At 61.8% G+C, this 16,192-nt stretch carries 15 protein-coding genes and 1 other RNA gene; 1 reads left to right on the top strand and 15 read right to left on the bottom strand.

Annotated elements, in window-relative coordinates; all coding sequences use genetic code 11:
- Positions 1-4: 4 nt before the first annotated feature.
- The 5 genes from AC1Q6X_RS19065 to rnpB form a co-directional block, all read right to left on the bottom strand.
- Complete coding sequence (locus tag AC1Q6X_RS19065; RefSeq protein ID WP_070222497.1) at positions 5-1,783, bottom strand: peptidoglycan D,D-transpeptidase FtsI family protein; 1,779 nt, start codon at positions 1,781-1,783, stop codon at positions 5-7.
- The gene (gene ftsL, locus AC1Q6X_RS19060; RefSeq protein WP_034748894.1) at positions 1,783-2,052 is read right to left on the bottom strand and encodes a cell division protein FtsL; all 270 of its coding nucleotides are present in this window, start codon (positions 2,050-2,052) and stop codon (positions 1,783-1,785) included. Before ftsL ends, AC1Q6X_RS19065 begins: the two co-directional genes overlap by 1 nt.
- Positions 2,049-3,020, bottom strand: coding sequence for a 16S rRNA (cytosine(1402)-N(4))-methyltransferase RsmH (rsmH, locus tag AC1Q6X_RS19055; protein WP_070222499.1), 972 nt, complete (start codon positions 3,018-3,020; stop codon positions 2,049-2,051). The genes ftsL and rsmH overlap by 4 nt, the downstream gene beginning before the upstream one ends.
- Positions 3,021-3,029: 9 nt before the next feature.
- Positions 3,030-3,458: a division/cell wall cluster transcriptional repressor MraZ gene (mraZ, locus tag AC1Q6X_RS19050; RefSeq protein WP_034748899.1), complete on the bottom strand. Its 429-nt coding sequence runs from the start codon at positions 3,456-3,458 to the stop codon at positions 3,030-3,032.
- Between the two features lie 661 nt (positions 3,459-4,119).
- Positions 4,120-4,459, bottom strand: an RNA gene (gene rnpB / locus AC1Q6X_RS19045) — RNase P RNA component class A.
- A 240-nt stretch (positions 4,460-4,699) separates the two neighbouring features.
- On the opposite strand from rnpB, the gene AC1Q6X_RS19040 reads away from it, so the two are divergent.
- Positions 4,700-6,403, top strand: a complete 1,704-nt coding sequence (locus AC1Q6X_RS19040) for a thiamine pyrophosphate-binding protein (protein WP_492498142.1) — start codon at positions 4,700-4,702, stop codon at positions 6,401-6,403.
- A 73-nt stretch (positions 6,404-6,476) separates the two neighbouring features.
- Here AC1Q6X_RS19040 and AC1Q6X_RS19035 read toward each other — a convergent pair whose 3' ends face one another.
- The 10 genes from AC1Q6X_RS19035 to AC1Q6X_RS18990 form a co-directional block, all read right to left on the bottom strand.
- The gene (locus tag AC1Q6X_RS19035; RefSeq protein ID WP_492498141.1) at positions 6,477-7,031 is read right to left on the bottom strand and encodes a hypothetical protein; all 555 of its coding nucleotides are present in this window, start codon (positions 7,029-7,031) and stop codon (positions 6,477-6,479) included.
- A gap of 152 nt (positions 7,032-7,183) precedes the next feature.
- A complete protein-coding gene (locus tag AC1Q6X_RS19030; RefSeq protein ID WP_492498140.1) occupies positions 7,184-8,248 on the bottom strand; it encodes a porin in 1,065 nt (354 codons plus the stop codon).
- Positions 8,249-9,222: 974 nt separating this feature from the next.
- Positions 9,223-9,678 carry a nuclear transport factor 2 family protein gene (locus tag AC1Q6X_RS19025; protein WP_121668499.1) on the bottom strand — a complete coding sequence of 152 codons (456 nt, stop codon included), beginning with the start codon at positions 9,676-9,678 and terminating at the stop codon, positions 9,223-9,225.
- Positions 9,675-10,442, bottom strand: a complete 768-nt coding sequence (locus AC1Q6X_RS19020) for an SDR family NAD(P)-dependent oxidoreductase (protein ID WP_492498139.1) — start codon at positions 10,440-10,442, stop codon at positions 9,675-9,677. Before AC1Q6X_RS19020 ends, AC1Q6X_RS19025 begins: the two co-directional genes overlap by 4 nt.
- On the bottom strand, positions 10,439-10,999 hold the full coding sequence (locus AC1Q6X_RS19015; protein WP_121668497.1) for a DUF3833 domain-containing protein: 561 nt from the start codon (positions 10,997-10,999) through the stop codon (positions 10,439-10,441). Before AC1Q6X_RS19015 ends, AC1Q6X_RS19020 begins: the two co-directional genes overlap by 4 nt.
- Entirely contained in the window at positions 10,990-12,270 is a 1,281-nt protein-coding gene (locus AC1Q6X_RS19010; protein WP_492498138.1) for an MFS transporter, read from the bottom strand. Before AC1Q6X_RS19010 ends, AC1Q6X_RS19015 begins: the two co-directional genes overlap by 10 nt.
- Positions 12,267-12,815 (bottom strand): chalcone isomerase family protein, encoded by a 549-nt coding sequence (locus AC1Q6X_RS19005; RefSeq protein ID WP_070312918.1) that lies wholly within the window; start codon positions 12,813-12,815, stop codon positions 12,267-12,269. The genes AC1Q6X_RS19010 and AC1Q6X_RS19005 overlap by 4 nt, the downstream gene beginning before the upstream one ends.
- A 2-nt stretch (positions 12,816-12,817) precedes the next feature.
- The gene (locus tag AC1Q6X_RS19000; RefSeq protein WP_492498137.1) at positions 12,818-14,065 is read right to left on the bottom strand and encodes a class I SAM-dependent methyltransferase; all 1,248 of its coding nucleotides are present in this window, start codon (positions 14,063-14,065) and stop codon (positions 12,818-12,820) included.
- Complete coding sequence (locus AC1Q6X_RS18995) at positions 14,062-14,859, bottom strand: DUF1365 domain-containing protein (RefSeq protein ID WP_492498136.1); 798 nt, start codon at positions 14,857-14,859, stop codon at positions 14,062-14,064. Before AC1Q6X_RS18995 ends, AC1Q6X_RS19000 begins: the two co-directional genes overlap by 4 nt.
- Entirely contained in the window at positions 14,849-16,162 is a 1,314-nt protein-coding gene (locus AC1Q6X_RS18990) for an NAD(P)/FAD-dependent oxidoreductase (RefSeq protein WP_492498135.1), read from the bottom strand. The genes AC1Q6X_RS18995 and AC1Q6X_RS18990 overlap by 11 nt, the downstream gene beginning before the upstream one ends.
- Positions 16,163-16,192 lie beyond the last annotated feature (30 nt).

Below are 16,192 nucleotides of genomic sequence, written 5' to 3'. Positions count from 1 at the left end.
GACTTCACATGGCCTCCGGGCCGGCATTGGCCGGGACCACGATTTCGGTAACGGAGGAATCGGGCGGCACGTTCATCGCGCGCAGCGCGTTGGTCGCAATCGCCGCGAAAGCGGGAGCGGCGACCTGGCCGCCATAGTGGGCCGGGCCGGTCGGTTCATCGATCATCACGGCGATGATGAAGCGCGGCGCCGACATCGGCACCATGCCCACGAAAGAGCCGATGTATTTGCGCGGCATCGCATAACGGCCGTTTTCCACCTTATAGGCGGTACCCGTCTTGCCGCCCACGCGGTAGCCGGCGACCTGGGCGCGCTTGGCCGAGCCGTGCGCGCCGGAGACCACCAGTTCCAGCATGGCGCGCATGTCGGCGGCCGTCTTCGGCTTGATCACTTGCTGGCCCACGGGCAGTTCATTGACCTTCTGGAACGACAGGGGAATCGTGTCGCCGTCGCGCGCGAACATCATATAAGAGCGCGCCAGCTGGATGAGCGACACGGAAATGCCGTTACCGTAGCTCATGGTCGCCTGTTCCACCGGGCGCCACGATTTATACGGACGCACGCGGCCGGCCACGGCGCCGGGGAAGCCCCATTTCGGCTGCTGGCCGAAGCCGACCTTGGTAAACATTTCCCACATTTCCTGCGACGGCATGCCCAGCGCGATCTTCGAGGTGCCGATATTCGACGACATCTCGATGATCTCGGAGACGTTGATCACGCCGTGCGGCTTGGTGTCGGTAATCGTGCGGTCGGCGATCGTGTAGCGGCCCGGGCCCGTGTCGATCAGGGTGGTCGGCTTGACCCGGCCCGTGTCGAGCGCCAGCGAGACCGTGATCGGTTTCAGGGTCGAACCGGGCTCAAAAGTATCGGTCATGACGCGGTTGCGCAGCTGCTGGCCCGTGAGCTTGCGGCGGTCGTTCGGGTCGTAGCTCGGGTAATTGGCCAGGGCCAGCACTTCGCCCGTGTGCACGTCGAGCACCACGGCGCCGCCGGCCTTGGCGTTGAATTTCTCCACCGCTTCCTTCAGCTGCGTGAAGGCGATGTACTGGATCTTGCTGTCGACGGACAGGGTCAGGTCCTTGCCGTCATGCGGTTCGTGGATGAAGCCGATGTCTTCGACGATGTGGCCCAGACGGTCCTTGATCACGCGGCGGCTGCCGGTGGTGCCGACGAGGGTTTTCTGCTGCGCCAGTTCCATGCTTTCCTGGCCCACGTCTTCCACGTTGGTAAAGCCCACCACGTGGGTCATCACTTCACCCTGTGGATAGAAGCGCTTGTATTCCTTGCGCTCGTCGATGCCGTCGATGCCGAGCTTGGAAATCTTGTCGGCCACGTCCATCTCGACCTGGCGTTTCAGGTAAACGAAGCTGCGGTCCGAATCGAGCTTCTTGCGCAATTCGTTGACGTTCATTTCCAGCAGACCGGCCAGCGCATTGATTTTTTCGGGCGACGCCTGCAGCACGTCGTCGGGAATGGCCCAGATGGCTTTCACGGGGACGGACGACGCCAGCACCTGGCCGTTGCGGTCGGTGATCTTGCCGCGCGTGGCCGGCAGTTCCAGCGTGCGCTCATAGCGCGCCTTGCCCTGCTTTTGCAGGAACTGCGTCGACACGCCCTGCAGCCACAGGGCGCGCGCGCCCAGGCCGGCGAAAGCGAAGAACAGCAGGAACAGCACGACGCGCGAACGCCAGACGGGCAGACGCACCGCCAGTACGGGGTTCTTCGAGAATGGCACGCCTTTCGATGCCGCCACCCGGCCGTTGCTATTACCGCCCAACTTCATTATTCGCCCTCCGTCAGGTATTGCGTACGCGCCGCCGTCAACGGCGTCATGCTCAGGTCGCGCCGTGCGATCGATTCAATGCGTTCATGCTTGCCCAAAGTGGACTGGTCCAGCTGCAGTTGCGCCCAGTCGATGTCGAGCTGGCGCGACAGCGCTTGCGCGCGTTCCAGGTCGATCAGCAGGTGGCGCGACTGGTACTGCGCGTTCACCAGCGACAGACCGCAGCACACCAGCAGGGCCGACAGCACGACACACAGCTTGCCAGTCATCGGGCGCCGCCACTAACTGGAATGGGCAAACGCTGCGCCACGCGCATGACGGCCGAACGCGAACGGGGATTGCCCTCGATCTCGGCGTCGGACGGCTTCATTTTCGAAATCAGCTTCATTTCCGGCTGCGGCAAGTCGACCGCGCGGATCGGCAGACGGCGGTCAGGCTGCTCCACGTTCGCCTTCGAGGCGAAGAAGCGCTTGACCATGCGGTCTTCGAGCGAATGAAAACTGATCACGGCCATGCGCGCGCCGGGCGCCAGGCAGGCATACGCCTGGTTCAGACCGATCTCGAGATCCTCGAGCTCTTTGTTAATGAAAATGCGGATTGCCTGAAAGGTGCGGGTAGCGGGGTCCTTACCCTTCTCGCGGGTCTTGACGGCGCCTGCCACGATGCCGGCAAGCTGTCGTGTGCTTGAAATTGGCTGGACTGCCCGGCCAGCAACAATCGCCTTTGCAATCTGAAAAGCAAACCGTTCTTCCCCATAATCGCGTATCACTTTCTCTAAATTCTGCTCGGTTTCCACCGCCAGCCACTCGGCCGCGGAGACGCCGCGCGTGGTATCCATGCGCATGTCCAGCGGTCCGTCGTTGCGGAAGCTGAAACCGCGCGCCGCGTCGTCGACCTGCGGCGACGAGATGCCCAGGTCGAGCAAAATGCCGTCCACCTGCTGCACGCCGCGTTCGGCCAGGCTGGCCGTCATGGTGGCAAAACTGTCATGGACGATCTGAAAACGGGGGTCGGCAATCTGTTCGGCCGTGGCGATGGCTTGCAAATCCTTGTCGAAGCCGATCAGGCGCGCGTCATCGGCCAGGCGCGACAGGATCAGGCGGCTATGGCCGCCGCGGCCAAACGTGCCATCGACGTAAATGCCGTGCGCGCGGTCGCCCGACAGGTCGAGCGCATCGACCGCTTCATCGAGCAGCACCGTGCGATGCTGAAATTCCGGCACCGTGAGTTGTGTCATTACGGAGCCTTAGAAAGAAAAATTGGAAAGTACATCGGGGGTGCCGGCATCGATCGCCTGCTGTTCTTTGTCGGCCAATTTGGCGGCATCCCATATTTCAAAGTGACTGCCCATACCGATCATCATCACTTCGCGCGCCAGCCCGACGGCATTGCGCAATTCAGGCGAGATCAGCACGCGGCCCGCCGAGTCCAGCTCGACGTCGACGGCGTTGCCGAGGAAGATGCGCTGCCAGGCGCGCGCCGACATGGGCCAGGCGGCGATCTGCTGGCGGTGGCTTTCCCAAACGGGACGGGGGAAAAACAGCAGGCAGCCATCGGGGTGTTTGGTCAGCGTCAAACGGCCTTCGCATTGAATCGCCAGCGCGTCACGGTGCTTGGCAGGGATAGACATCCTGCCTTTGGCATCGAGATTGATTGCGGACGCGCCTTGAAACACGGAAGACCTTTTTTTGAGCTTGGCTTGCAACGCTTGCGCATCGCGATGGAAAGGGAAAATTTCCCACAAAAACACACTTTTTCACACAGTTGCCCACTTTAGAGGAAGCAAAGATAGTGGTCAAGCGGTTTCCGATTGGCAAAACAGGAATTTTATTAATGAAATTAAGGACTTAGCGCAGATCGTTGAAGGAGTCTCAAATAAAAATATATCGATAAATTAGATACTTATGAAAGATAGTGAATGTGCTACCTCATCTGCACACATGTGTTTTCCTACCGTAAACATCGAAAAAAACGAAATCAAAAAATTGAATTTTTTACAGTTAGTTGACACATGACAATACTTTCGTCATGCAGGCACAACGGCCAGCAGCGGCAGAGAAAGACTTGGTTTAACGCAAAAAACACTTGCCCATGGCGCATACCTGCCCTGTTTTCCGGGCCTGGCCTGACGCAGGAAAAATATTTTTGCACTGCAGCAATTAATTAGAACCAAGAAACTTTAACCAATTGCCCATCTTTAGTTGTCTATACAACTTTATCTTCGCTGCACTATTTTTAGAAACAAAAAAAGCCCCGTTGCGGGGGCTTTTGCTTGGTGCGCAGCATGCAAACTGCGGTGACCAAGATACTCCCCGGCAAGCCAGGGGCAGGAATTCAAGTGAAGCAGGCCGATAGGCCGGATTTTGTTACGGCGCCTTCCCTTGCAGGTTGGCGCTATGACAGTCATTCCTCTAGGCGCCAGATTACTCGGGCGCTCAAGCTTTCTACCCGCACGCTCCGCGAGCAGCATCATCGCGTGCCTATTTGAAATTGCACCAGGTGGAGGTTACCGCGTTTCACCGTAACTTAATACGCTCGTCTCTGTGGCCCTATTCCTCGCCTTATACCTTGCGGCTTTCGACGGACGGCCGTTAACCGTCACCCCGCTCTATGGAGTCCGGACCTTCCTCCCGCCAGCGCATTGCTGCGCCGGCCAGCGACTGTCTGGCCTGCTTCACCCGCCATTGTACCGCGCCGCAGCATGTTTCTGCAAAAAGGCCTGTGCGGGAACGATACCGCTCGCCGGGCCCCGCGTCGGGCTCCGGCCCGGGGGATTGTGTAATTCGGTGTCGCCATTTCAAAAGCCGGGCCAAATCGGCTCACATAGAATGAATGGGGCAAGCCGCCTGCATGCAGGCGCATGCACACCGCTTGCCCCATTTCTTTGCCACCCAACTAGAATATAAAGAGCCGAACATGACGCAACAACCCCGTACCGGCGGCCAGATCCTGGTCGATGCCCTGCAGATCCACGGTGTCGACACCGCTTTTGGCGTACCTGGCGAAAGCTACCTCGACGTGCTCGACGCCCTGCACGACTCGGGCATCCGCTTCATCATCAACCGCCAGGAAGGCGGCGCCGCCTTCATGGCCGAAGCCTACGGCAAGCTGACGGGCAAGCCGGGCATCTGTTTCGTCACGCGCGGTCCGGGCGCCACCAACGCCTCGATCGGCGTGCACACGGCTTACCAGGACTCCACCCCGATGATCCTGTTCATCGGCCAGGTGGGCAACGATTTCGTCGACCGCGAAGCGTTCCAGGAAATCGACTACCGCCGCATGTACGGCCAGATGGCCAAGTGGGTGGCGCAGATCGACCGCGCCGAGCGCATCCCCGAATACCTGGCGCGCGCCTTCCAGGTCGCCACCAGCGGGCGTCCCGGCCCCGTCGTGCTGGCCCTGCCGGAAGACATGCTCATTTCCATGGCGACTGTCGCCGACACGCGCGCCTACCGGAGCGTGCAGGCGGCGCCGTCCGACGCCCAGCTGCAGCAGCTGCGCGCCATGCTGGCGACGGCGAAGCAGCCGCTGGTCTTGCTCGGCGGCACCACCTGGACGCCGCAAGCGTGCGCCGACCTGCAGCAGTTCGCGGAAAGCAACCACCTGCCCGTCGCCTGCGCCTTCCGCTTCCAGGACTTGCTCGACAATGCACACCCGAACTACATCGGCGACGTCGGCATCGGCATCAACCCGAAACTGGCCGCGCGCGTAAAAAATGCCGACCTGGTCATCGCCATCGGCCCGCGCCTGGGCGAAATGACGACGGGCGGCTACACCCTGTTCGACTCGCCCGTGCCGCGCCAGCGCCTGGTGCACATCCATACGGACGCCGAGGAGCTGGGCAGCGTCTACCAGGCCGAGCTGATGATCAACAGCGGCATGCCGCAAGTGTGCGCCATGCTGGCCGCCATGGCCCCCGTCGATGCTTCCGCGTGGAAACATACGCCCGCGGAAGCGAAGGCCGAGCTGGCCGCCTACCAGGAGCAGCCGCCCATCTTCCGCGATGGCCAGGCGCCGCTGGACCTGTGGCAGGTGACGCAGGAAATCATGGCGCAGGTGCCGACCGACACCATCGTGACGAACGGCGCCGGCAATTACGCCTCGTGGGCGCACCGTTTTTATCGCTACGGCGGCATGCGCACGCAGCTGGCGCCGACGAACGGCGCCATGGGCTACGGCGTGCCGTCCGGCGTGGCGGCGAAGATCGTGCACCCGGAGCGCACCGTGATCACGTTCGCCGGCGATGGCGAATACATGATGAATGGCCAGGAACTGGCCACGGCCGTCCAATACCAGGCGGGCGTGGTCATCATCGTCTTCAACAACCAGATGTTCGGCACCATCCGCATGCACCAGGAACGCGACTACCCGGGCCGCGTGTCGGGCACGACCCTGCACAACCCCGATTTTGCGGCGCTGGCGCAGGCATATGGCGCGCATGGCGCAGTGGTGAATACGACGGAAGAGTTTGCCCCTGCCCTGCAGCGGGCGCTGGCGCATGCCAGGGCGCACGACTTGCCGGCCCTGATCGAACTGCGCTACGACGGCAACCTGATCACGCCGAACGCGACACTGGCCACCATCCGCGCGAATGCGGAAAAGGCGCAGGCGGCCAAATAAGCCTCTTGCAAGGCGAGAAATAACAAAGGCCCGGTCGATACCGGGCCTTTTTCTTGCTGACAGCGGCGATCGCTCAGGCGGCAGGCGCTGGCGCGCTTTCCTGGGCCGGCGCCGCCTCGGCCGGCGCTTCCGGCACCGCCGGGCATGGCGTGCAGTTTTTCAGGGGACGGCCGAAATCGCGCACGCGGCTCAGTTTCATCGGCATGCGCACGTCGCCGCCGCAATAATCACCTTCCAGGGTCAGGGTCTGCCCGTCTTTGGAAAACTTGCCGACGATGGTGCGTTCCTCGCTGTCGGCGCCGGCGATGGTGAAGTCGAAAGCGCCCGTGGCGGCGTCCAGGTTGACGTCGTTGGCCACGATAGGCCAGCTCAGGGCGCCTGCCGTGAATTCATAGATGACGGAATCGGCCTCGGCAAAGCGGTGCAGGGTGACGCGCTGGCCGCCGATTTCGCCGCTATCCTTTTGCAGGCACAGGTCCGAATAGACGGCCACGCCATAGCGCTCCAGTCCGGCCGGCTTCTTGCCCTTGACGGCGGCAACAGCGGCGCCCGTGGCGCCAGCGAGCAGCAGCGCGGCCAGCATGGCGGCCAGCATGGTGGCCAGGCGCGGCGAGGTGAATGAATACATGGCATTCCTTTACTTGGGTAACGGCGCCATTATAACTGGCGCCGCCAATGCAAAAACGCGCCGCCAGGCCGAAGCCAGACAGCGCGTTTCCTTGCTTATCAGCATCCCCGAAGGGATGCTGGCAGCGGTACTAAGCTTCGCTTGCGCGAATATTAGAACGAGTGACGAACGCCAACGTTGAAGGCTTTGTCGCCCGTACCAACATTGCTGTTGTTACCAACGGTGTAGCCAGCGAAGTTTTTGTTCTTGATTTTAGCGTACGAAGCGTAGGTGCTGGTGCGCTTCGACAGAGCGTACGAGTAGCCCAGTGCCCATTGATCAGCATCAGCGTTAGCAGCGGTTTTGTCGTTCGTGCGGATGAACGAAGCCATTACGGTGCCAGCTGGGCCAACAGGTACGGTTGCGCCGACCAGGATGTTGTTGCTGTCGGTGCTGTAGCCAGCCGAAGTGTAGTTAAACGCGTTAACATTGCCGTTGTTGCGGATGGCGCTGTTTTGGCCTTTGTTTGCGCCGTATGCGATGTAAGCTTTAGCAACTGCGAAGTCGTAGTTAGCTGCAGCCAACCAGTTACGGCCGCTACCGGTTTCGGTCGTTGCGGTGTCGTTGCTGGTGTTGTTGTAAGCGATACGAGCGTTCAAAGGACCGTTCGAGTAGCCAGCCGACGCGCCGATTTTGCGGCCGATTTTGTTCGACTCAGCTTGCTCGCCGAAGGTGTAAGCCACGTCAGCGTCAAAGCCGTTGAAGTTTGGCGAGGTGTACAGCACGGTGTTGCTGGTGCGGGTGTTCGATGGGAACAGGTTCTTAGCGGAACCAGCGTAGCCAGCTGCGAATGGATCAGCAACTTTCGACAGGGTGTTGTACCAAGGGGTGTATTGACGACCCAGGGTCAGGGTACCGGTCGTTTTGCTGCTCAGACCAACGTAAGCTTGACGGTTGAACAAGCTGCCTGCAACGTCTTGTTGACCGTTGTCAACGCCGAAGCCCGATTCCAGAACGAACAGTGCCGACAGGCCGCTGCCCAGATCTTCGGTGCCTTTGAAGCCGATACGGGAAGCCGAAGCAATGCCGCTGTCCAGTTTGTTAACGTTGCCGTTAACACCGCCGCGCTCGCTGACGAAACCAGCGTCAACGGTACCGTAGATAACAACGCTCGATTGAGCTTGGGCTACGCCAGTGGCTGCTGCCAGAACTGCCAGGGTGATCAGAGTTTTTTTCATTGCGATTTCCTTTAATTTTTGAAGCAAAAAGTAATACAGCCTATGCATCTCGAGCTGCGCTCTAGCAGAGCGCTTTTTATGAGTGAGGGCAAGGTCTCCACCTGCCACATTGCTGTTCCGGTCAGAGGAACATTCATATCGGTATCGGCACGCTATTGCACCGATAAGCTTGAAGGCTGCATAACGACCGTTATTCGTGCGCCGGTTCGGTGCTCAAACGGCACCGGAAGCGGCACTATAACGACCGTTTCACATTCCATCAAGTTCCAACATGTTACTTCCGGTACCAGGCCGGGGGCTTTTTCAGGCATCCCGACCATCGCCAACCGTACTACGCGACAGAGCCAGTGCCCCTTGCCAACCAATGCATTGGCCTGATTGACCATTCCATCATAGCGCATGCCTAGTCCACACCCGTTGTATTAGTGCAACAGTATCAGGCGAGTGATTAAAACGTCAACATGCTTTACCCCTCATTTGCCCTCCAAGATTTACGCGACAAAGCGCACAATTTGTCAGGCGATAATGGATAAACGGGACGAAGCATACACGGCATCGGCAATGTTTGCTGCCGAATGCCCAAAAACGGGAATGCATGCGCCCATTTTTGGTGCGTTGCCGCATTATTCAGGGGCGTAGGCGCTATTTTCGACGTCGGCGCACGCGTCAAAAAAATAGGCAGAGTATCAACACAATTACTGACTTTCCGGTAATTTAAATTGCTCACATAGAAATGTTTTCCATGTTTTTCAGACCACGCTTCCACCATCCGATTGGAACGGATGAGTACGACTCTTGCTTGCAAATTGCGCATCACTTGAAACAATTTCTTACAATGTTGCCTTCTCAATATTTTGATATTTTTGTGTCTAAAAAACGACACTTTGACCGAAATCAAGTTTTCAGCGGCCCCATTTCACATCTTTACTTTCTCTTTTTTGCATTTTTTTCTTAAAAGCATAGAGAAACAAGCTTTAACGCTGGCTTGCGCGCCGGAGCAGGCGCATGAAAGAGCCCAGCAACGGCAGTTTTTCATACAACTCTTCCGCCGCATCCCAATAATCGCGGTGCACGAGCACCCGTCCCTGCGCATCGAAGCGCACATGTGTGGCGCCGCGTATGCATTGTTCGCCAGATACCAGTCGTTTCATGCGGAAGCGAAACTCCCAGGTCAGAAAGGCTTGTTGCCCCTGCCCCAGGCTTTCCAGCACGACAAACCGGGGCGCATCAACCTGCACGAACATGTGCTCGAAGATGGCCAGAATGGCGGCATGCCCCTTCACCTCGTTGAACGGGTCCTTGAAATGGGCGTCCGGCGCGTACACGGCCCCCAGCTGGGCCAGGCGTTCCAGGCTCAGGTGCTCGTAAAATGCCACCAGACGCGCCAGCGCCTGTTCCACGCCTTCCGTGTCCAGCATGCTTGTGCTCATACGCCCGTCACCTTGCGGATCAGCCAGAAATAGGCGCGGTACGGCAACAGCCGCGCCAGGCGTAGGGTATTGGTAAAGCGTTTGGGAAAGTGGATGTGAAACTGCCCCCGCTCGATGCCATCGAGCATGGCGGCGGCCGCGTCCTGCGCCGTCATCAGGGCCGGCATGGTGAAATCGTTGTCCGCAGTCAAAGGCGTGGCGACAAAACCGGGGTTGATTTGATATACATCAATCCCGCGTGGATGCAGGTCCAGATACAGCGACTCCGTCAGATTGATCAGCGCAGCCTTGCTGGCGCCATATGCGAGCGCCTTGGGCAAGCCGCCATAGCCGGCCACCGAGGCGACGATGCCGATGCCGCCGCTGCCCTGGCGCAACAGCCACGGCAAGGCCTGCTCCAGGCAATTGAAGACGCCGCCCACATTCAGGGCCAGCAAGCCCTGCGCCGCCTCAAGGTCGAAGCCATCGGCGCGCATGGCCTGATAACCACCAGCGACCACCAGTATCAGGTCGATATGCGTCCACTGCCGCTGCAACTCTACGCAGACGGCCCGCAGCTGCGCGTGCTGGGTGACATCGAGCGGCAATGCCTGCGCCAGCGGCTGCCCCTCGCACAACTGCTCGAGGCTGGCGCGGTGACGCGCCGACAAGGCCACGCTGGCGCCCTGCTCCAGCAGCAGGGTGGCGCAGGCAGCGCCGATGCCGCTGGAAGCGCCGATGATCCACACATGCTTGCCGGCCCAGCTGGTGATCTTGCGATTCATGGGGCCGCCTGCGGACGTTTGCTGAACGATAAAGTGACGGCGCCCAGGCTGAAGCCGAACTTGCTCATGGCGGCGCGGTTCAGCATGACCTTGTCATCCATCAGGAACATCCAGTCCTCGAAGTCGACGTGGTAGACCGTGCCATCGACGGGCAGCGCCAGCACGTATTGCCAGCGCAAGGCATTGCCGGCCACTTCGCCGACGGCCTCGCCGATCACGTCGGGCGCCGTGCCGATGAAGCGCCCGGGCGCCGTCTTGCGCAAGGTCCATATGCGCCGTTGGCGGCTGCCGTCCGAATACGTGAAATCCTCGTCCAGGGTACCCGTCTCGCCCGCCCAGCTGGCCCGCATCACGACGGTGAAGCGTTTCACGACCTTGCCGGAGCGGTCCTGGAAGATGCCGTGGGCGTCGAGCGTGCCGTTGAAGTACTGTTGCAGGTCCAGCTTGGGTGTTTCATGCGCGTAAGTGGCGGGCGTGGGCGGCGTGGAACAGGCGGCCAGCGCTAGCAGCAAGGCGGCGGCCGTCATGCCGCGCCGGCAGCATTTCATCAGGTACATGGTCGATACTCCCCGGGTTCACTATATATATGTTGTAGCGGCGCGCGCCACAGCAGCAGCGCCGCCAGCAGTTTCAAGGCGCAGGGCAGCAAGGCGTAGGCGGCAGCCAGGGCCGGCAAACCGCCGCTGCTGTTGCCAGGCACATAGCCGAGCCAGGCCAGCAGGGGCAAGGCGATGCCGGCCGCCAGCGCCAGGCTCATTTGCACGCCCCAGTTCCACCAGCCGAAATATGCCGCTTCGTGCCGCCCGGCATGGCCGGCCGCGCCGATCAGCCCTGCCAGCAGGGCCGGCGGCAAGGCCAGGTCGGCGCCCAGCGCCAGGCCCGAGAGCAGGCAAATCGCGGCAAAGCCCCAGGTGGCGCCCGCGCCCAGGCCATATGTCCAGACAAACACGGTCGCGGCCAGCAGCATGGCGCCGCCCCAGGCGCGCGCTTCGCCAAACCGGCGCGCCAGGGCCACCCACACGGGCATCGAGGCGGCCGCCGCGCAAAAGTAGACGATCAGGAACGGTCCCGCGTAATGCCCCAGGCGCAAATAGTCGCCGGCAAAGAACAGGAACAGGGTGGCGGGGATGGCGGCCGCCACGCCATTGACGAGCAGGACGGCAAACAGCCAGCGAAACGCGCGCTGGCGAAACGGCAGCTTCCAGCCATTGCCGGGTAACGTTTCCCCGGCGCTGCGCAAGGCCGGACGCGGGGCGTGCGCCAGCAGCAGCGCCCCCGCCGCCAGCAAGCAGACGGCAAAGGCCAGCGACAAGCCGTCATAGCCGAGCACGGAAGTCAGCCCGGCCGCCAGGATCACGCCCAGCAAGCCGCAGCCTTCGCGCACGGCCGCCACCCGCGCCCGCTGCGTGGACGCCTGGGTGAGCGCCGCGCCCCAGCTCTGGTGCGCGATGCCGGCCAGGCCATAGGCCGTGTAGACGAGCAGCAAGGCTGCCAGGAACCAGGCCAGGGTAACCTCTTGCGGCATCGGCGGTGGATGGAACAGCGCGCCAAAGCCCAGCAGCAGCAAGGGCAGCGAGGCGCCGACAAGCATGGCATAACTGCGCCCGCCACGCGCCATCCAGGCGCCCAGGGCCGGATCGATGAAGGCGGCGGCGATGCGCGCCGCCAGCAGCACGGCGCCGATCTGCGCCAGGTCAAGGTTGCTGCGCTGCGCATAAAACGGCGCCACATAGATATAGATGGGCAGCGCCAGCATGGCCAGCGGCAAGCCGAACAGGCCGTAGCTGAACAAGGCCGGCAAGCTCAACACGCTGGCCCCGGCGTTCATGGCAGCGGCGCCGCATTCTGCAGCAAGGCCGCGCGCAGCTTGGGTGCCGTGGTCGACGGCGAGAGCCAGATGGCAAAAAACGCGCGCGCGAAATCGCCATCGCTCACGTCGGCCAGCACCTTGCCATCGAGATAAAAGCGCACGCCGGGCGCGATGCCGGCCCGGTAGACGCCCGCGATACGCTGCTCCTCTTTGACGTCAGGAAAGATGCGCTGCATGGTGGACAGCCAGGCCAGGCGCTGCTCCGGCGTGCCGGCGCCGATTTTCTGCATCTGTTCATAACTGGCTTCGGCGATCTTCTTGCCATCGAGCGAACGTGCGTAGCGCAATTCCAGCGCAAACGGCGCCGTTTCGGACGCCGCGCCCTGGTAGCCCTGCGGTCCTACCCACAGTTGTGCCCGATAAATACGCATGCCGAACCACGTGTATTCGCCCTCCCCCGCCAGCCGGGCCTCGGGCACGTCGGCAGCGACAAAGACAGGCGGCGCGGCCGCGGCGCCCAACATGGCCAATGACAGCACAACAGTGGCAAGCAAGCGGCGCATGGTCAGTCCTTCACCAGAGTAAATTGCATTACATCCGTGTTGTGCGCCTGGAAGGCGGCCTCGCAATACGCGAGGTAAAACTCCCAGGTCAGCAGGAAACGGCCATCGAAACCCTGCTTTTCCAGCGCCGTGCGCTGGGCCAGGAAGCTGGCGCGCCACTGGCGCAGGGTTTGCGCGTAATCGAGGCCAAAGCGGAAGGCGTCTTCCACGCGCAAGCCCCGCGCCTCGGCGGCGCGGCGGAACTCGGCCGGCGACGGCAGCATGCCGCCAGGAAAAATATACTGTTGAATGAAATCCGTGCTCTTGCTGTAGCGCTCGAACAAGTCGTCGGCGATAACGATGGTCTGGATGCAGGCGCGGCCGCCCGGCTTCAGGTTGCGCGCCACGCAGGCGAAATAGCCGGGCCAGTAGCTTTGCCCCACGGCTTCAAACATTTCGATCGAGGCGATGGCGTCGTACTGGCCTGCGCTGTCGCGGTAATCGCACAGCTGCAGGTCGGCCTGCGCCGCCAGCCCCGCGTCCTGCAGGCGCTGGCGCGCATACGCCAGCTGCTCGGTCGACAAGGTCAGGCCCGTCACGTGGGCGCCGTAGCTGCGCGCCGCCGTTTCCGCAAAACCGCCCCAGCCGCAGCCGATTTCCAGCACCTTGGCGCCTGGCCGCAGTTGCAGCTGATCGGCGATGCGCCGGTATTTCGCCCCTTGCGCCTGCTCCAGGCTGGCGCCTTCGGCAAACAGCGCACTCGAATACGTCATCGACGGATCCAGCCACAACTGATAAAAGGCATTGCCGATATCGTAATGGGCGTGGATATTCTTCTTGCTGCCGGCGCGCGAATTGCGGTTGAGCAAATGCCGCAGCTTGTAGACCAGGTTGCCCCACCAGTTGCCGTAGATCAAGGACTCGATCTGCGCCCGGTTGCGTATCATCAGCTCGATCAAACCCGGCAAATTGTCCGTGCGCCAGTCGCCGGCGATAAACGTTTCCGCAAAGCCGATATCGCCCGAGCGCAACACGGCGGAACACAGGCGCCAATTGTACAAGTCCAGGGTGACGGGGTGGCTGCCGTCGCCGTACAGCAAGATGCTGCCATCCGGCGTGCGCAGACGCAGGGCGCCATATTGTAATTTTTGCAGCAGGCGCACGATCATGCGCCCGGAAGCGGGCATATCCAGGTGCGTGTGGTCGGGCAAGTGCGCGGGACACGCGCTGCTGCGCGCATGCAGGCCGGTCGGCAGGGAGTCGGAGCTCATCGGGACACCTTTTCTTGTGGAGGGTGGGGTTTGCTGAAAAACGGCACGCGGCGCAGCCACAGGCGCAAGGCTTGCCAATGGATGCGCGCCATCACGCCAAACGTCATCAGCGGGTAGCGCAGCAGAGCCCAGGCGATGGCGCCATCGCGCAGCGGCTGCGCCGTACCGGACAAGCTCGTCTGCAAAACAGGACCGTCAAGGTCGTCGTAATCGACCCGGGCCAGGTGGCGCTCGCCATCCTTTTCAGTGTTGCGCAGGAAACGGAAGCGGTAATGCCCTTCCACCTTGCAAAACGGCGACACGTGGAAAATCTTATTGGCGCGCAACTCGCTGCCATACGCGATGGGCCCGCCCTGCTCGAGCAGGTACAGGTGGCGCTCGCCGAAGGTATTGCGCACGTCGCAGACCACGGCGCGCAAGGCGCCATCCGTACGGTGGCAAAACCAGAAGCTGACGGGATTGAACACATAGCCGAACATGCGCGGCATGGTTTGCAGCCAGATTTCGCCGCCCGCGTCGAGCACGCCTTGCTGGCGCAGCAAGCCGTCGATCCACTCCAGCAGCGGCGTCGTGCCATCGCCATGGTCGCTGTCGCGGAAGGACAGCACATTGGCGCCGTTGCGCGAGATCAAGCGGGCAGGAAAATCGTGCGCGCCCAGGCTGCGCAAGGGCAGGCGCAGATAAAACATGCCGTAACTGAAAGCATGCGCGCGCGGACGCAGCCGCGCATGCCGCACCCGCCCCAGACACAGCTGGGGCTGCGGCGGCACGGACGGCGATGAATTACGCGGCATGGCCGAGCTCCGCCGCCGCCATGCCATTGAGTATTTGCGCCACGGCAAGGCCCGACTTCAAACCGTCTTCATGGAAACCATAGCCCGTCCAGGCGCCCGCAAACCACGTGTGCTGCGCGCCCTGGAAACCGGCCAGGCGCGCCTGGGCCGCAATGGCCGCGCCATCGAACACGGGGTGGGCATACGAAAACGCGTCGATGACCTTGGCCGGGTCCGGCTCGTCGAGCGGATTGAGCGAGACGATGACGGGTGTCGTAAACGGCAGCGGCTGCAGCTGGTTCAGCAAATAGTGCACGCATACCTGCGGCGATTCGCCCTCCTGCGCGGCCGGCCGTCCCTGGTAATTCCAGGCCGACCAGGCGCGGCGGCGCTGCGGCAGGCAAGACGCATCCGTATGCAGCACGGCCCGGTTCGGCTGGTAGCGCACGGCTTCAAGCACGGAGCGCTCGTCGTCGCGGATGTCCGCCAGCAGGGCCAGCGACTGGTCGCTGTGGCAAGCGAGTACCACGTGATCGGCATGCTCGACGCCGGCCGCCGTATGCAGCTCGACCATGCGCGCGCCCCCGTGAGCCTGGCGGCGCACGGCCAGCACGGGGCACGCGAGGCGCTGCTGCGCAATGCCTGCCAGCAATTTTTCCACGTACACGCGCGAGCCGCCCCGCACCGTGCGCCATTGCGGCCGGTCGCTTACTTGCAGCAAGCCATGGTTGTCGCAAAAACGAATGAAGGTGGCCAGCGGAAAGGCCAGCATCTGGCGCGCCGGGCACGACCAGATACAGGCGGCCATGGGCAACAGATACCAGTGACGGAACTCGTCGCCATAATTGTGCAGATCAAGGAACTCGCCGAGCGACATGGCCGGCGCCGGCACGCTGGCCATGGCCAGGGCGCTGGCCTGGCGGTTGAAGCGCACGATATCGCGCAGCATGCGCAGGAAGGCGGGGCGCAACAGATTGCTGCGCTGCGTGAACACGGTATCGAAATTGGCGCCCGCCCATTCCAGCACGCGGGCATCGGACGAGGTGCCCAGCGGCATCTTCACGGAAAACGACATGTCGCTGTCGGCCGCCTCGACACCGAGTTCCTCAAACAGTTGCACCAGGTTCGGATAGGTGGCGTGGTTAAACACGAGGAAACCCGTGTCGACACCATGCGTGACGCCATCGAGCGTGACATCGACCGTATGGCTGTGGCCGCCAAAATAGTCGCCCGCCTCGTACAAGGTAACGTCCTGGCCCGCCTGCGCCAGGCGATAGGCACACGACAAACCTGCAATTCCTGCTCCGACGACGGCAATTTTCATGAGTACACCTGTATTAAGTTTGTCCTGGAC

It is taken from the genome of Janthinobacterium sp. GW823-FHT06H09, assembly GCF_058794735.1.
The sequence above is the reverse complement of the archived record's forward strand: the minus strand, read 5'-3'. Positions and strand labels throughout refer to the sequence as shown.

What these genes read in the sequence shown, in the direction of transcription:
- AC1Q6X_RS19000 (WP_492498137.1), bottom strand. Translation starts at nt 14,065, where the DNA reads ATGAGCTCCGACTCCCTGCCGACCGGCCTGCATGCGCGCAGCAGCGCG.
- AC1Q6X_RS19005 (WP_070312918.1), bottom strand. Translation starts at nt 12,815, where the DNA reads ATGCGCCGCTTGCTTGCCACTGTTGTGCTGTCATTGGCCATGTTGGGC.
- AC1Q6X_RS19020 (WP_492498139.1), bottom strand. Translation starts at nt 10,442, where the DNA reads ATGAATCGCAAGATCACCAGCTGGGCCGGCAAGCATGTGTGGATCATC.
- rsmH (WP_070222499.1), bottom strand. Translation starts at nt 3,020, where the DNA reads ATGACACAACTCACGGTGCCGGAATTTCAGCATCGCACGGTGCTGCTC.
- ftsL (WP_034748894.1), bottom strand. Translation starts at nt 2,052, where the DNA reads ATGACTGGCAAGCTGTGTGTCGTGCTGTCGGCCCTGCTGGTGTGCTGC.
- AC1Q6X_RS19010 (WP_492498138.1), bottom strand. Translation starts at nt 12,270, where the DNA reads ATGAACGCCGGGGCCAGCGTGTTGAGCTTGCCGGCCTTGTTCAGCTAC.
- AC1Q6X_RS19030 (WP_492498140.1), bottom strand. Translation starts at nt 8,248, where the DNA reads ATGAAAAAAACTCTGATCACCCTGGCAGTTCTGGCAGCAGCCACTGGC.
- AC1Q6X_RS19065 (WP_070222497.1), bottom strand. Translation starts at nt 1,783, where the DNA reads ATGAAGTTGGGCGGTAATAGCAACGGCCGGGTGGCGGCATCGAAAGGC.
- AC1Q6X_RS19035 (WP_492498141.1), bottom strand. Translation starts at nt 7,031, where the DNA reads ATGTATTCATTCACCTCGCCGCGCCTGGCCACCATGCTGGCCGCCATG.
- AC1Q6X_RS19025 (WP_121668499.1), bottom strand. Translation starts at nt 9,678, where the DNA reads ATGAGCACAAGCATGCTGGACACGGAAGGCGTGGAACAGGCGCTGGCG.
- AC1Q6X_RS18990 (WP_492498135.1), bottom strand. Translation starts at nt 16,162, where the DNA reads ATGAAAATTGCCGTCGTCGGAGCAGGAATTGCAGGTTTGTCGTGTGCC.
- AC1Q6X_RS19015 (WP_121668497.1), bottom strand. Translation starts at nt 10,999, where the DNA reads ATGTACCTGATGAAATGCTGCCGGCGCGGCATGACGGCCGCCGCCTTG.
- AC1Q6X_RS19040 (WP_492498142.1), top strand. Translation starts at nt 4,700, where the DNA reads ATGACGCAACAACCCCGTACCGGCGGCCAGATCCTGGTCGATGCCCTG.
- AC1Q6X_RS18995 (WP_492498136.1), bottom strand. Translation starts at nt 14,859, where the DNA reads ATGCCGCGTAATTCATCGCCGTCCGTGCCGCCGCAGCCCCAGCTGTGT.